13 protein-coding genes are annotated in these 14,554 nt (G+C 46.7%); 7 read left to right on the top strand and 6 right to left on the bottom strand.

Features of this window, described 5'->3' with window-relative positions; all coding sequences use genetic code 11:
- Window positions 1-8: 8 nt before the first annotated feature.
- Both bsdC and AAHT65_RS08940 read right to left on the bottom strand, forming a co-directional pair.
- Complete coding sequence (gene bsdC, locus AAHT65_RS08945) at window positions 9-1,430, bottom strand: phenolic acid decarboxylase BsdC (RefSeq protein ID WP_216414307.1); 1,422 nt, start codon at window positions 1,428-1,430, stop codon at window positions 9-11.
- A gap of 2 nt (window positions 1,431-1,432) precedes the next feature.
- Window positions 1,433-2,011, bottom strand: coding sequence for a non-oxidative hydroxyarylic acid decarboxylases subunit B (locus tag AAHT65_RS08940; RefSeq protein ID WP_301282476.1), 579 nt, complete (start codon window positions 2,009-2,011; stop codon window positions 1,433-1,435).
- A gap of 128 nt (window positions 2,012-2,139) precedes the next feature.
- Between AAHT65_RS08940 and AAHT65_RS08935 the strand changes: the two genes are divergently transcribed.
- The 6 genes from AAHT65_RS08935 to AAHT65_RS08910 all read left to right on the top strand — a co-directional run bounded on the left by AAHT65_RS08935 (window position 2,140) and on the right by AAHT65_RS08910 (window position 7,103).
- Window positions 2,140-3,012 (top strand): LysR family transcriptional regulator, encoded by an 873-nt coding sequence (locus AAHT65_RS08935; protein ID WP_010789727.1) that lies wholly within the window; start codon window positions 2,140-2,142, stop codon window positions 3,010-3,012.
- 128 nt (window positions 3,013-3,140) lie between these two features.
- Window positions 3,141-3,947, top strand: coding sequence for a cystine ABC transporter substrate-binding lipoprotein TcyA (gene tcyA / locus AAHT65_RS08930; protein ID WP_004430197.1), 807 nt, complete (start codon window positions 3,141-3,143; stop codon window positions 3,945-3,947).
- On the top strand, window positions 3,934-4,638 hold the full coding sequence (locus tag AAHT65_RS08925) for an amino acid ABC transporter permease (protein WP_004430194.1): 705 nt from the start codon (window positions 3,934-3,936) through the stop codon (window positions 4,636-4,638). The genes tcyA and AAHT65_RS08925 overlap by 14 nt, the downstream gene beginning before the upstream one ends.
- Before the next feature lie 12 nt (window positions 4,639-4,650).
- On the top strand, window positions 4,651-5,394 hold the full coding sequence (locus tag AAHT65_RS08920) for an amino acid ABC transporter ATP-binding protein (protein ID WP_004430190.1): 744 nt from the start codon (window positions 4,651-4,653) through the stop codon (window positions 5,392-5,394).
- Window positions 5,395-5,531: 137 nt separating this feature from the next.
- A complete protein-coding gene (locus AAHT65_RS08915; protein WP_063638726.1) occupies window positions 5,532-6,179 on the top strand; it encodes a YczE/YyaS/YitT family protein in 648 nt (215 codons plus the stop codon).
- 249 nt (window positions 6,180-6,428) lie between these two features.
- Complete coding sequence (locus tag AAHT65_RS08910) at window positions 6,429-7,103, top strand: 4'-phosphopantetheinyl transferase family protein (RefSeq protein ID WP_268476176.1); 675 nt, start codon at window positions 6,429-6,431, stop codon at window positions 7,101-7,103.
- On the opposite strand, the gene AAHT65_RS08905 is transcribed toward AAHT65_RS08910, so the two are convergent.
- Complete coding sequence (locus AAHT65_RS08905; protein WP_343311375.1) at window positions 7,098-8,426, bottom strand: PLP-dependent aminotransferase family protein; 1,329 nt, start codon at window positions 8,424-8,426, stop codon at window positions 7,098-7,100. The two genes, AAHT65_RS08910 and AAHT65_RS08905, sit on opposite strands and share 6 nt — an antisense overlap.
- A gap of 121 nt (window positions 8,427-8,547) precedes the next feature.
- Here AAHT65_RS08905 and AAHT65_RS08900 point away from each other — a divergent pair, with 121 nt between their 5' ends.
- Window positions 8,548-9,471 carry a DMT family transporter gene (locus AAHT65_RS08900; RefSeq protein ID WP_343311374.1) on the top strand — a complete coding sequence of 308 codons (924 nt, stop codon included), beginning with the start codon at window positions 8,548-8,550 and terminating at the stop codon, window positions 9,469-9,471.
- 18 nt (window positions 9,472-9,489) lie between these two features.
- Here the strand turns inward: AAHT65_RS08900 and AAHT65_RS08895 are convergent, their stop codons facing one another.
- From AAHT65_RS08895 to AAHT65_RS08885, 3 genes are all read right to left on the bottom strand, one after another.
- Window positions 9,490-9,855: a VOC family protein gene (locus AAHT65_RS08895; protein ID WP_343311520.1), complete on the bottom strand. Its 366-nt coding sequence runs from the start codon at window positions 9,853-9,855 to the stop codon at window positions 9,490-9,492.
- Between the two features lie 93 nt (window positions 9,856-9,948).
- Window positions 9,949-10,683, bottom strand: coding sequence for a surfactin biosynthesis thioesterase SrfAD (gene srfAD / locus AAHT65_RS08890; protein ID WP_106034381.1), 735 nt, complete (start codon window positions 10,681-10,683; stop codon window positions 9,949-9,951).
- 27 nt (window positions 10,684-10,710) lie between these two features.
- On the bottom strand, window positions 10,711-14,541 hold the full coding sequence (locus tag AAHT65_RS08885) for an amino acid adenylation domain-containing protein (protein WP_343311373.1): 3,831 nt from the start codon (window positions 14,539-14,541) through the stop codon (window positions 10,711-10,713).
- Between the last annotated feature and the right edge of the window lie 13 nt (window positions 14,542-14,554).

Below are 14,554 nucleotides of genomic sequence, written 5' to 3'. Positions count from 1 at the left end.
CCTTTCTCTTATTTATTCATCAAGTCCATTAGTTTTTGTTCCCATTCTTTTGTTGTTAAAGGAGAGTCAAGCGGCTGTGAATAATGGCCTCTTGTTTCCGGCGCAACAGGCGTTGTGGCATCGAGAATCATTTTATGAGTAATGCCGGACGGGTCTGATCCCGGATCAAGCGGCAGCACGGATAAATCAGGAATGGTTACGGCATCATGCTTCGGATGCATCTTTGTTGAAAGCGCCCACATGACTTGCGGGAGGTTGAACGGATCAACATCTTCATCCACGACGATCACCATCTTACAGTAGCCGAGTCCGTGCGGTGTAGTCAGTGCTCTCATTCCGACAGCTTTTGCAAATCCTCCGTAACGGGTTTTTGTAGATACAATGGCGATTAAGCCATGTGTGTACATTGCGTTCACAGCGACAATTTCACTCGGATACGCTTCTTTCAGCTGCTGATAAAGCGGCACGCATGTATTAATGCCGATCATGTAATCGCACTCTGTCCAAGGCATGCCGAGATATAAATGTTCAAATATCGGATGATTTCTATGAGATACGCGTTTGATTTTGATAATCGGCATGCTGCGTCCGCCTGAATAATGGCCGGTAAATTCGCCGAACGGCCCTTCATATTCCCGTTCTCCGGCAATGATTTCTCCTTCAAGCACGACTTCTGCGCCCCAAGGAATATCAAGGTCAGACAGCTTTGATTTGACGATTCTATACGGTTCGCCCTGGATCGCTCCCGCCATTTCGTATTCTGATTGGTCATATAGGAGCGGAGTTGACGCCGCGGTCGTAATGACCGGCTCACAGCCAAGCGCGATGGTGACCGGAAGATTGACGCCGCGTTCTTCTGCTTGGCGAAGATGAATCGCGATGTCATGCTGCGGAACTGGCTGAATGCCGAGGCGGTCTTTCCCTTTTACCTGCATCCGGTAAATTCCGACGTTCTGCTTGCCGAAGTTGTCAGGGTCATCCAGATCACGGGAAATGACACACGCTTTATCTAAATAATAGCCGCCGTCACCCTGGTTAATTCTGAAAAGAGGCAATATATCGAATAGGTTGATGTCCTCTGTGATTTCATTTTCATGAAATGGCGCAGTTTCTTCCCGTTTGACCGGCATCGGAAACTGTTCATATCGCTTCGCAAATTCAAAAAACTGTTCTTTCACCGGTGTATCTTTCGGCAAGCCAAGCATCATCGCGTGGTTCGGCCAAGATCCGATGACATTCATCGCGATTTGTGCATTGTTGTAGCCGTAAATATTGTTAAATAAAAGAGCCGGGCTTTTATCGCCGAGGTTGTTGGCTGCGCGGGCTGCGGCTCCTAAATCCGGCTCCGGCTTCACCTTTTCATCCACTTTTAATAGCTGTCCCTCTTTTTCCAGGGCAGCGAGAAATTCTCTGAAATCTTGATAAGCCATGATCAAGCTCCTCCTTTTTCTTTTTCAATTCCATTCCAGCGTTTTGCCTCAGGAAGGCGAATGCCAAATTGATCCAGCGTTCTGAATACAATATGGTCCACCATTTCATCCAGACTGGCCGGCTGATTATAAAAAGCCGGCATTGGCGGAAGAATAATGCTTCCCATCTTTGTTAATGCGAGCATATTCTCTAAATGAATCTGGTTAAGCGGCGTTTCTCTCGTCAGCAGGACAAGCTTTTTTCTCTCTTTCAGCATGACATCTGCAGCCCGGGTCAGCAGATTGTCCGCCATCCCCGTGCGAATGCTTGCGAGCGACTTCATACTGCACGGGGCGACGATCATGCCGTCCGTTTGAAAAGACCCGCTTGAAATGGCAGCCGCCTGATCCTTATGAGAGTACGTATATGAGGCAAGCTCTTCAACTTCTTTTAAGCTATAACCTGTTTCATGTTTGATTGTGACATGAGCCCAAGGAGAAACGACAAGGTGAGTTTCCGCTCCTGCGGCCTTCAGCCATTCTAAAAGCCTGACTCCGAAAATAGCCCCTGTAGCTCCGGTCATCCCGACAACGAGTTTCAATATGACCCCTCCCTTACGCTTGAATTATGTCTTCAAATCCATCATACTCCTGATATATCCATATGAAAAATATTCATTAAATCTATATACAATACCTTAAAGGTATAGAAAAAAAGGAGGAGTCCATATTGGATATCCGTCAGTTACGATACTTCGTGACAATCGCTCAAGAACAGAAAATCACGTCAGCCGCAAAAAAACTTCATATGGCGCAGCCGCCGTTAAGCAGACAGCTCAAACAACTGGAGGAGGAACTGGGAGTCATCCTTTTCGACCGCAATAAAAAAAAGCAAATGACTCTGACATACGAGGGAACCGTTTTTTTAAAAAGGGCAAAAGACATTTTGAACAAGTTTGAAGACGCCGTCATTGAGGTACAGGAGCTAAAAGAGGAAGTCGCGGGAACACTGGCAGTCGGTTCAACCATTTACTGCGCCGCTCTGATGCTGGAAAAAGTGACGCAGATTAAGGAAGCATATCCCCACCTCACCTTTAACATCTGGGAGAATGAACCGGTGATGCTGTTAGAATTATTGGAATCACGGCAAATCGACGCGGCTGTTACCACCACCCTCCTGAAAAGCGACGGCATCCAAACAAAGAAGCTCGAAGACATTCCGTGTGTCTTTATCATGTCAGAAGCAGCGGACAACACTTGCGGTGACACGATCAATATGGAAGACATCGCTTCGTTTCCGCTCATCCTTCTGCGGACTGTAAATGGGAGGGGCGTGTATGATCAAGTCATTAATGAGTTTAAACGGCTGGATCTGGAGCCGAGGATTGTTTGTGAATGCCACGATTCGGCGACTTTGCTCAGTCTGGTGTCATCAGGCTTCGGGGCAACCATTCTGCCTCTTACCATGATACCGCTTCATATGAGAAACCATATTCATACGGTACATATTGAGGACAACCCGTTCATCATGACCCCCGCCGTCATGTGGAGAGCGGACAGTTATCTGCCAAAACCGGTCCAGCAATTTTTGAATTTATTTTGATGTGACGGGACATTTTTTTCTTTCATGAAAACCAATTACTTGACTCATACTAAAAAAAAGTTATGCTTTACATTTGTGAGCTATATTTTTTTAACTCAATAAAATTAATCAGAAAAGTGGGGAATAGGATGAAAAAGGCATTTTTCGCTTTATGTATGATGGTTAGCTTTGCGGTTCTTGCGGCTTGCGGATCATCAAGTGACAACGGGTCGAAAGATAACGCAAAAGACAGCGATCTTTGGGCTTCTATTAAAGAAAAAGGAGTCCTTACGGTCGGGACGGAAGGGACATATGAGCCTTTCACCTATCATGATAAAAAAACGGATAAACTGACTGGTTATGACGTGGAGGTTATCACGGAAGCCGCCAAACGTCTCGGTCTGAAAGCCGAATTCAAGGAAACTCAATGGGACAGCATGTTTGCAGGTTTAAACTCCAAACGGTTTGACGTCATCGCCAACCAAGTCGGCAAAACGGACCGTGAAGGCAAATATGATTTCTCAGATAAATACACAACGTCTAATGCAGTTGTCGTGACTAAGAAAAACAACAAAGACATTACATCTGAAGCAGATGTCAAAGGAAAAACATCCGCTCAATCATTAACAAGCAACTATAATCAATTAGCGGAAAAAGCCGGAGCAAAGGTTGAGGGCATCGAAGGCATGGCTCAGGCGTTTCAGTTAATTCAGCAGGGCCGTGTCGATATGACGTACAACGATAAGCTTGCCGTGCTGAACTACTTGAAAACATCAGGCAACAAAAATTTAAAAATCGCGTTTGAAACAGGCGATCCGCAAGATACGTTCTTTGCTTTCCGTAAAGGAAGCGGCGAGCTCACAGACCAAGTGAACAAAGCATTAAAAGAAATGAAAGAGGACGGGACTCTTTCTAAGATCTCTAAAAAATGGTTTGGCGAAGATGTTACTGAATAATCTGCCTGAAATGACACTTGGGACAGCAATTCCTTGGGACCTTGTGGAGCAGTCATTCTGGCCGATACTTTCCGGGGGAATCTATTATACGATTCCCCTTACCATTCTTTCTTTTATTTTCGGAATGATCATCGCGCTTGTGACGGCGCTTGCCAGAATGTCAAAGATAACACCATTGAGATGGGTGTTCGGCGTGTACGTTTCCGCGGTGCGCGGCACCCCTCTTCTCGTTCAATTGTTTATCATTTTTTATATGTTCCCAGCGTTCAATATTACATTGGACCCGTTCCCAAGCGCAATTATCGCTTTTTCATTAAACGTCGGCGCTTATGCTTCTGAAATTATCCGGGCATCTATTTTATCCGTGCCGAAAGGTCAGTGGGAAGCCGGCTATACAATCGGCATGACCCATCAAAAAACACTGTTCCGCGTCATTTTGCCACAAGCGTTTCGCGTGTCGATCCCGCCTTTATCAAATACATTTATCAGCTTGATCAAGGATACATCGCTTGCTTCTCAGATCTTGGTTGTGGAACTGTTCAGAAAAGCGCAGGAAATCGGGGCGCGCAACCTTGACCAAATCTTGGTCATTTATATTGAAGCCGCCTTTATTTACTGGATCATCTGCTCTTTGCTTTCCCTCGCACAGCATCTGATTGAACGGCGGCTCGATCGCTATGTGGCCAAATAAGGAGGTTTCCGTATGCTGACTGTCAACGGATTAAATAAATCATTCGGTCAAAATGAAATTTTAAAAAAGATAGATATGAAGATAGAAAAGGGGAAAGTCATCGCCATCCTGGGGCCGTCCGGTTCAGGAAAAACGACCCTTCTCCGCTGTCTGAACGCTTTGGAAATCCCCAACCGCGGCGAGCTGGCGTTTGATGATTTCTCTATCAATTTTAACAGCAAAGTGAAACAGTCTGATCTTCTGCGGCTGCGCCGGAAATCCGGCATGGTTTTTCAGGCGTATCACCTGTTCCCGCACCGCACCGCTCTTGAGAATGTCATGGAAGGCCCTATCCAAGTGCAAAAACGTGACAAAGCAACAGTCAGAAAAGAAGCGATACAGCTTCTTGAAAAAGTAGGCTTGGGGGACAAAATGGACTTGTACCCGTTCCAGCTTTCAGGCGGGCAGCAGCAGCGTGTCGGCATCGCCCGCGCGCTTGCGATTCAGCCGGAGCTGATGCTGTTTGACGAACCGACATCAGCGCTTGATCCCGAGCTTGTCGGCGAGGTGCTGAAGGTCATTAAAGACTTAGCCAATGAAGGCTGGACGATGGTTGTCGTCACCCATGAAATCAAATTCGCACAAGAAGTGGCGGATGAAGTCATCTTTATCGACGGCGGCGTCATCGTGGAACAAGGACCGCCGAGCCAGATCTTCTCCGCTCCGAAAGAAGAACGGACACAACGGTTTTTAAACCGGATTTTAAATCCGCTGTAAATAAACGTGTAAACAGGTGCGCCGTAAAGGCGCCCTGTTTTTTTATGATAGGCCCCCTGACGCAAAGCCTATTTCACCCGTTTTCAATCTATGCTACAATGGCAATCGAGTGATTGATCAGAAAGAAGGGAAAACGTGTGAAGCGAGAATTTGTTTTGCGCTGGGCATTTTATTTTATCGGTTTGCTGATTTTGTCTTTTGGCATATCACTTACGATTGAAGGAAAAGCTCTCGGCATCAGCCCATGGGATGCCTTTCATTACGGGCTGTTCCAGCGTTTTGGGCTTACGATCGGCCAATGGGCGATTATCATCGGTGCGATCATCGTATGTTTAACCTCTGTATTTACGAAAGCATTACCTAAAATCGGCGCGATTCTGAATATGGTGCTGATTGGCATTTTTATAGATTTCTTCAACATCCTCCTGCCCGAACCGTCTACTTATACGGCATCAGTGATTGTCTTCTCTCTCGGTGTGCTGCTGATCGGATATGGCGTCGGTGTGTATGTATCGGCGGGGCTGGGAGCGGGTCCGCGAGATTCGCTTATGATGCTCATCTCGGAAAAAACAGGCTGGAATGTGCAATGGGTCCGAAACGGAATTGAATTAACCATTTTGGCCGTCGCTTGGGGAATGGGCGGACCGATCGGCATCGGAACCATCATCATAGCCATACTGACCGGATTAATTTTACGGTTTTCCCTCCCGCAGTCCACGCAGCTCTTGCGTTATATGCTGATGAAACGGGTTGAAAAGGTGTCTCAGACCGGCACTTCATTATAAAAAGCTGTTATCAATTTTTGATAACAGCTTTTTTATTATCCATCCTTCCACATGTAGATGATCGCGTTTGCGCCTTACCTTTATCCATCGCCTTTTCCTCAAGAAATAATCCCGTCCACATTCTTCAAGGTAATGTAAAAACCTGATATTAAGATCAGGAATGTGACTGCCCAGCTATTTTTTTATTCTTTAAAGTAAAAAGAAGTGATAGGATAGTTTTAACAATCATTTGCAGACGGAGGATAGAGTATGAAGATCTACGGAATTTGTATGGAGCGCCCGCTGAAGCAGCACGAGACGGATAGGCTGATGTCTTTTGTGTCGGCAGAAAAACGGGAAAAATGCGGCCGATTTTATCATGAAGAGGACGCACACCGCACGCTGCTCGGCGATGTGCTTGTCCGCTCTGTCATCAGTGAGGAATATGGGGTGAATAAAGCGGGCATTGACTTTTTCACACAGGAGTACGGGAAGCCGTACGCACCGGCTTTCCCCGATATTGACTTTAACATTTCCCATTCCGGCCGCTGGGTGATTTGCGCTATTGATGCAGAGCCGATCGGCGCTGATATTGAAAAAATGAAACCCATCAGCTTGGATATCGCTAAGCGCTTCTTTTCGGAAACTGAGTACAGAGATCTTTTATCAACACACAAGGATGAGCAAATCTCTTATTTTTATCATTTGTGGTCAATGAAAGAGAGTTTTATTAAACAGGCCGGAAAAGGCTTGTCACTGCCGCTTGACTCTTTTTCGGTCCGTTTGCGCCAAGACGGACGTGTATCGGTGGAGCTCCCGGAAAACCATAAGCCTTGCTTTATCAAAACGTATGACATTGACCCGGACTACAAAATGGCGGTATGCGCGGCTCATTCGCGTTTCCCTGAAAGTGTAGTGATGAAAACGTATGAAGAGCTGCTATAGGCTGTTCATGATCAGCTTGATACCGTGTTCGATCTCTTCTTTCTTCACGTTGGAGATATTGATTTTCAGCAGATTTTCTTTCGGAAAGGACAAAAGATAATGGCGGTCAATCGACTCGAGGAGCACGCCCTGCTTCTTCAGCCGCTGAATGACCCGCGAGGCCGGCAGCTCCTTATTCAGTACAAGGTGAGTATGGATACAAGGAGCCTGGCCGTCTGAATAGGTAAACCGTCCGTTTTGTCCGTGGGTTTGAATCGCTTCATGTAACAGCAAGGATCTTTCCGTATAGGATTCTCTGATTTTCTCCCTGTGCCTCCGGAACATGCCGCTTTTCACATAGACCTCCAGCGCCGCCTGAGAGATCATCGAACAGTCAATGTCATTCAGCCTTTTATACGTATTGAAGGTATCAATCAGCGCATCCGGTAAAACGGCGGCTCCCACACGAAGGCCGGGAAAAATCATTTTCGAAAAGCTCTTTACATAAATGACCCGTGAAGCTAAGTCGTATGCATGCAGCGGGTCTGCTTTTTTGTTATCATCCAAATCCCCCAAGTAATCATCCTCAACAAGATAGACGTCATATTTCTCAGCAAGTCTTACCAGTTCTTTTTTATCCGCTTCTGCCAGTGAGCTTCCGAGCGGATTATGAAAGCGAGGCATTGTATAAAAAAATTTGATCGACTCCGTTTTAAACAGCCGTTCTATCTCCGCCAAATCAAGTCCCTGCGCCGTTCTTTTCACGCCGACCGCAGGTATGCGGAGCGCTTCAATCTGTTCAATCATCAAATGGTAGCCCGGCTGTTCAACGGCAACCTTCTCTTTTCCATTCGGGAATGGCATCGCACAAAGCAGTGATAATGCCTGCTGGACGCCTGATGTAATGAAAATATGCCGCTCCTCTGCGAAAACCTGGTGGTCCGCAAACAGCTTCTGAAGGATGAGAATCAGCGACGGAAGGCCCTTTGGTGTTCCGTAAATAAACAAATCGTTTTTATATGTATCAATCGCTTTATTGATGCAATGCTGAAAATCCCTATATGGAAAAATATCCGGGTCCGGCGCTGAAGTCGCAAAGTCAATCGTACCCGAATGGCCGCTTTTCAGTTTTCCTGTCTTTTTCACAATGTAATAGCCGCTTTTCGGCACGGAATAGATGAGATGACGCTTTTCAAGCTCCTGCAGCGCGCGGATAACGGTGCTTTTACTGACACGATAGCGATCGGACAGCTGCCGGATAGACGGCAGCCTGTCTCCCTCTTGATAGGCGCTGCTTTGCATCATCTCTTCTACTTTCGTCAAGAGACTCATATACTTCTCCATTCGTTCTCCCCCTGTTTTGTACCGGTACAGTTCATTGTTTTTCTCATTGTACCGTTCCTATCCTCCTCATACAATAAAAGGGAGCGGCCGGCGCTACTTTTTTATCTAAAGGAGAAACTATATGCACGTTTCAGATCGTCATACGTCAGCTTACATCGCTGCTATTTTAAACGCATTGATTATTGGCTGTTCTTTTCTATTTGTTAAAATCGCACTTCAATCGGCCAATCCGTTTGATATACTGGCTCATCGCTTCACGCTGTCTTTCGCGGCAGCATCAATTCCAGTTTTATTCGGATGGATTAAGCTGTCGATCAGCTTGAAGGATGTGCTCTCCATTTTGCCGCTGGCTCTGTTATATCCGGCTTTATTTTTCAGCTTTCAGGCATTTGGACTCGTTTACTCCTCATCATCTGAAGCTGGAATTATTCAGGCGGCTATTCCCATTTTCACGATGGTGTTTGCGGCTTATTTTCTAAAGGAACGTCCGTCGCGGGCCCAAAAAGGGTTTACGTGTTTATCAGTGGCGGGTGTGATTGTAATTTTTGCAATGAAAGGCGTTCAGGTTGAATCAGCCAGTTTAAAAGGCTCCATACTGATTTTGCTGTCAGCACTTTCGTCCGCAGCTTATAACACGGCAGCAAGAAAAATGACACAGCGTTTCAGACTGATGGAACTGACATACTTGATGTCTGCAATCGGATTTTTGACCTTTAACGGCATCGCTCTTATACAGCACGGAGCGGCCGGGACCATCAGCCAGTATTTCGCTCCGTTTCGTGAGACCGATTTTATCTTCTCTATGATCTATTTGGGCATCCTGTCTTCGTTGGTTACATCATATCTGTCAAATTACGCGCTGTCACAGATCGAGGCGTTTAAAATGAGCGCCTTCAACAATTTATCTACACTTGTCACGATGCTTGCAGGTGTTGCTGTTCTGCACGAAACACTCGCATTCTATCATGTGATTGGCGCGCTCTGCATTATCATCGGCGTCCTTGGCAGCAATGCTGCTATACGCAAAAGAAAAGGACAGCGCTGACCGCGTCTGTCCTTTTTCTTATTTCATATAATTCAGCACCCAGCAAATGCCGTTTTTGTTGTCAGTGACCTGTCCGTGAATCGCGTTGAAAAACGTATCCTGCAATTCAACCGTCACCTCTCCGTCCTGAAGCAGCGAATCGTACGTCTCCCTGATTTCCTTCTCACTCTCAAGCTGAAGTATGATTTTCACGTTTTCAGCTTTTGGGATTCTGCCGAACGTGTCAGAAAAATGAATCAGACTACTGCCGAGATGAAGTTCGGCATGCATGATTTTTCCTTCGTGTTTGTTGAGTATTTTAATATCCCCGCCTAAGATGCTTTGATAATACTCGACGGATTCCTTACAGTTATCCACTACTACAAACGGGCTTGCGCTTTTCATCATGTACCCTCCGTTTTTGTTTTTATACTGTCATTATGCCCAAGCGGCGGGGAAAAGTAAAACAAGCGGACAGAGGTATTGTCCGCTTGTTTTTTATTTATGAGAAACGGCCGGCTTGCAGTGATTCAGGATAGAAAAAATCTCTTCTGCCACCTTTTCAGTCTCAGACAGTAAAAACATATGTCCGCCGTCAAATTCATGATAAGCCGGATTTTGGGCCCATTGATCCCAGCCGTGCGCATCTCTCATGCATTTTTCATCCTTACGGCCGTTAAAAATATGGACAGGTGACTGAAGCTGCCCCAGATCACGGGGTTCAAACCGTTCGAGCGCCCGGTAATCAGATCTGAAGGAAGGGAGGAAAAATGACATGACTTCCTTATTTTCAGCAAGTTCTGCCGGCATACCGCCCAACTCCATAATATGCTCAAGAAACGCCTCATCTTCAAGGTGCGAGACCTTTTTCCGCTTCACATTCGGAGGCTGAATCGCAGAAATAATCACCGCCTGCGGAAAGATGCCTTCGCGTTCCAATTTTTGCGCAAGCCTGAAGGCGATCATGCCGCCCATGCTGTGTCCGAACAGCACAAAGGGCCGATCAGGACGGAGATTCAATTCTTGCTTGTACAACCGGACAAGCTCCTCCAAATCCTCAATGGCAGACGTCTGGTTGGTGCCATGTCCGGGCGGCTCAGCAGCCAGCATTTCACACTCTCCCTGCAAATAGGCATGGAGAGGGCGAAATGATGCCGAGTAGCCTCCGGCAAACGGGAAACAAATGAGCTGTGTTTTTTCTGATGTATCAAACGATCTGAAGAGTTGACTCATTGTCGTCTCCCCCTTTCATCAATTCATTTATGAGAGCTTGATTGTTTCTTCACTTAGAAATTCGAGCAAAATCTCGGCATTCCTATCAAGACTTTTTCCTTGCAGCATTTCCGCATGTGTTCCCGCACCTCTTTTGACACGGTAAGACCCTTTTGTGGCTTCTTCCCATGATTGAAGCCACTCAGGCATTTCAAAATCAGTATCAGATGTAAGCAAATCAATATCTGCTTTTATCTGCCCCGTGCTGATCAGGTTGACGAAGTATGAGTAGAAAGCGTGTGTTTTTTTCTTTAAGCCTTGCTTGACAGCTTCGTTGTGAAGCGCCTCATTGTCTCGGTTTACATTCATAAGCGCTTCGACATCGTTTTCTACTGTGCGGCCGTCCAGGTCACTAACACCCTGTTTCTTATAGGAATCCACCATGACCAGCCTCTCAACGCTGCGTCCTTGTTCTTCGAGTTTTTTGGCTGTCTCAAATGCCAAGCTGCAGCCTGCCGAATAGCCGAACAGTGTAACAGGTCCTTCCGGCTGAAGCTCATGGATCATTGCGGCATAACGATCAAGCCGGTCTTCATCCTCAATGAAATCGAAGGCGCATATTTTGTAAGCTTGCAAGTGCTTCGCTAGGTTTTGATACATTAAGCCATAACCCAATACCGGCGGGAATGCGAAAATGGTTTGATCCTGATCCGCATTCATGACCGTAACGTCCTGTAGTCCAGTTGAGTTTCCGTTTTTCAGATAGTCTGAAATGCCGGCAATCGTCGGCGCTTCAAACAAAAGCTTAACCGGCAGCTCGATTCCGAGTTCTTTCTTGATGCGGGAAGCGGCTGTCATCGCTTTTAAGGAATGGCCTCCAAGCGTGAAGAAATCATCATGGATGCCGATTTTGGTTTTGCCGAGGACATCACACCAGATTCGGCAGATCGTGTCTTCGGTTTGGTTTCGCGGTCCGATCCATTCGCTTCCGGCTGACAGATCAGCCTCTGCTTTCGGCAGCAGGCGTCTGTTCACTTTCCCGTTTGGTGTGAGCGGCAGCTGATCCAGGAAGGTAAACGACTGCGGCACCATGTACGCCGGAAGCTGCTTACTGATAAAGGCTTGAATCTCCTTGGAAGAAGCTTGTGTTTCGCACACAAGGTATGCGTTGATTGAAGCGTCACCTGTTTCAGTTCTGTCCACGACGACAACAGCGTCTTTTACTTCCTCGTATTCCTGAAGCTGCTTTTCAATTTCTTCAAGCTCGATTCTGTGTCCGCGGATCTTAACTTGGTCATCTATCCGCCCCGCAAACTCAATCGTTCCGTCCGGCAGCCAGCGCGCTAAGTCGCCGGTGCGGTACAGCCTTTCTTCGGGCTTGAAAGGGTGCTGGATAAATTTCTGCTTTGTCAGTTCCTCGCGGTTGAGGTACCCTTTTGACACGCCCATTCCGCTCAAGCATAATTCACCGACTGCCCCAAATGGCTGAAGCTGGCTGGTTTCTGTTAAGATGTATGCTTCTGTTTCATTAAGCGGTTTGCCGATCGGAATCGCCGACATTGATTCCGGAACTTCCTGAACCTGATGAGCAGTGGCAAAGACCGTAACCTCTGTCGGTCCGTATACATGAATCAGTTTATGAGGACCCATGGTTTGCAAGGCTTTGCGAACATGGGCGGCCGACGCACGTTCTCCGCCGAATAATACATGCCGGAGCCCCTTCATCCACTCTTGTCCAGCATCGACAAGCAGATTAAATAAAGCGGTCGTGACGAACATGACGCTGATATTCTCATCTCGGATGAGCGCCATCAGTCTGTCTGTGTTCAAAATGGTTTCCTGTTCAGCAATGACAAGTCTGCCGCCATTCAAGAGCGCCGCGTAAAGTTCAAAGGTAAATCCGTCAAATGCATAATTGGAAAGCGATAAAATCGTATCACGCTCAGAAAGCGCAATATAATTCGTCTGTTTTACAACCCTTTGAATATTGGCATGAGTTGTGATATTTCCCTTCGGTTTTCCGGTTGTTCCCGAGGTGTACATGATATACGCAGGATCATCCGGTTCACCGGCTTCATCTGGATCAGCGCCGGACTCTTCAAAACGGCTGGTATCGTCAATGTACACAACCTCTCCCTTGTATGGAAGCTGACCGGCCTCATTCTGAAGCGGCAGATGGGTTAACAGACAGTTCGCTCCGCTGTCCTCAAGCATATAAGCGATCCGGTCTTCCGGATATTCAGGATCTATCGGAAGGTAGGCCCCTCCCGCTTTTAAAATCCCCAGTATGCCGATGACCATCTCAGGCGAACGTTTCGTAAAGAGTGCGGTGACAGACCCTTTGCCGGCTCCACTTTTTCTTAAGCGGTGAGCAAGCCTGTTAGCCTCGGTATTTAATTCGTGATAGGTCAGCGTTACGCCTCCTGCTGTGAGGGCCGGAGCATCCGGCGTGCGCTTCGCAGATTGTGCAAACCATTCTGTCAGTCTTTTTATCTCAGGCTTTTCGGCGGACGGATTCAAGCCCATTAACAAGTGCTGACGTTCTTTTTCTTCAATGATATTGATATGGGCAACAGGTGTATCCGGCTGCTGCACGATTTGCTTGATGGCTGCGAGAAGCTGCGATTTTAAGCGCAAAATAAAGGCTTCATCAAAGACGTTTTCATTGTAGGCCAGCTTGATCAGCATTTCGTCTGCCGGCGATGCCATGAGGTTGAGATCATAGTTTGACTTCTCAAAGACATGGACGTCCTCCATTTCAAAGCCATTTTGGCTGTTTCCATTGGTGTTTGCATCCTGAAGCGGATAATTTTCAAATACGATGATATGGTCAATCAGTTTCGGCTGATCGGCTTGGCTCTGAATATCATAAAGCGGAACATATTGATGCGCCTCTGAATGTAATGACTGCTCCTGCAACGTCTGAAGCAAGCCGTTAAAGGAGATGTCCTCAGTCAGCCTTACCCGTTTTGGCACAACGTTGATAAACAGGCCGACCATATGCTCAACGCCGCTGATCTCTGCGGGCCGCCCTGATACGACGGTTCCGAAGACGAGATCATCTGTCCGCTGATACCGGCCCAGCAAGATGCTCCAGACGGCTTGAAGCGCCGTGCTGAGAGTGGTTCGCTGAGATTTCGCAAGCTCTGTGAAAGCTTTTGTTTCCGCTTCCGGCAATGAAAAGAGCAGCTCGTTCGGTTTATAATCCGCTTTCTCTTTCTTTCTTTGCTCCGCGAAAGTCGTTTGCCCTTCAAAGCCTGACAAGTAATCCGTCCAATACTGAAGTGATGCTTGTTTATTCTGTTTTTCCAGCCATTTGATATATTCCTTGTATGGTTTAACAGGCTTTAGGCTGTAAGGCTTTTTCTCACGCAGGGCGTTGTACACTTGAAACAGATCCTGCACAACGACGCCGAAGCACCAGCCGTCCAGCAAAATGTGGTGATAGCTCCATACCCATTCGAAGCTTGCTTCACCCTTCTTAAAAACAGCCGTGCGCATAGGAATATCACGTGTTAAATCAAAGCCTTGGCGCTTATCCTGTTCTTTGTATTCATTTATTTTTTGCTCTTGCTCTTTCTCAGATAAATGGGAAAGGTCGATTTCTTCTATCTGAAATGGCCGCTTTTTCAGCACGACCTGAACGGGCCTTTTTACTTTTTCATGAATGAACACGGTACGAAAAATATCGTACCGGTCCATCATCACGTTCATGCTTTGTTCTAGCAGTTTCACTTCAAAGCTGCCCTTGACCTTCATTGTGATTTGTTCAATGTAAAAGCTTTGGCCGGGATTCAAAAGGGTGTGAAACAGCATCCCTTCCTGCATCGGTGATAGATAATACATATCCTGAACCTGATCTTTGCTAAATTGACTCATCTGTTTCGCTCCC

The sequence above is a fragment of the Bacillus atrophaeus genome (assembly GCF_039519175.1).
Lineage (GTDB): Bacteria > Bacillota > Bacilli > Bacillales > Bacillaceae > Bacillus > Bacillus atrophaeus.
The sequence above is the reverse complement of the archived record's forward strand: the minus strand, read 5'-3'. Positions and strand labels throughout refer to the sequence as shown.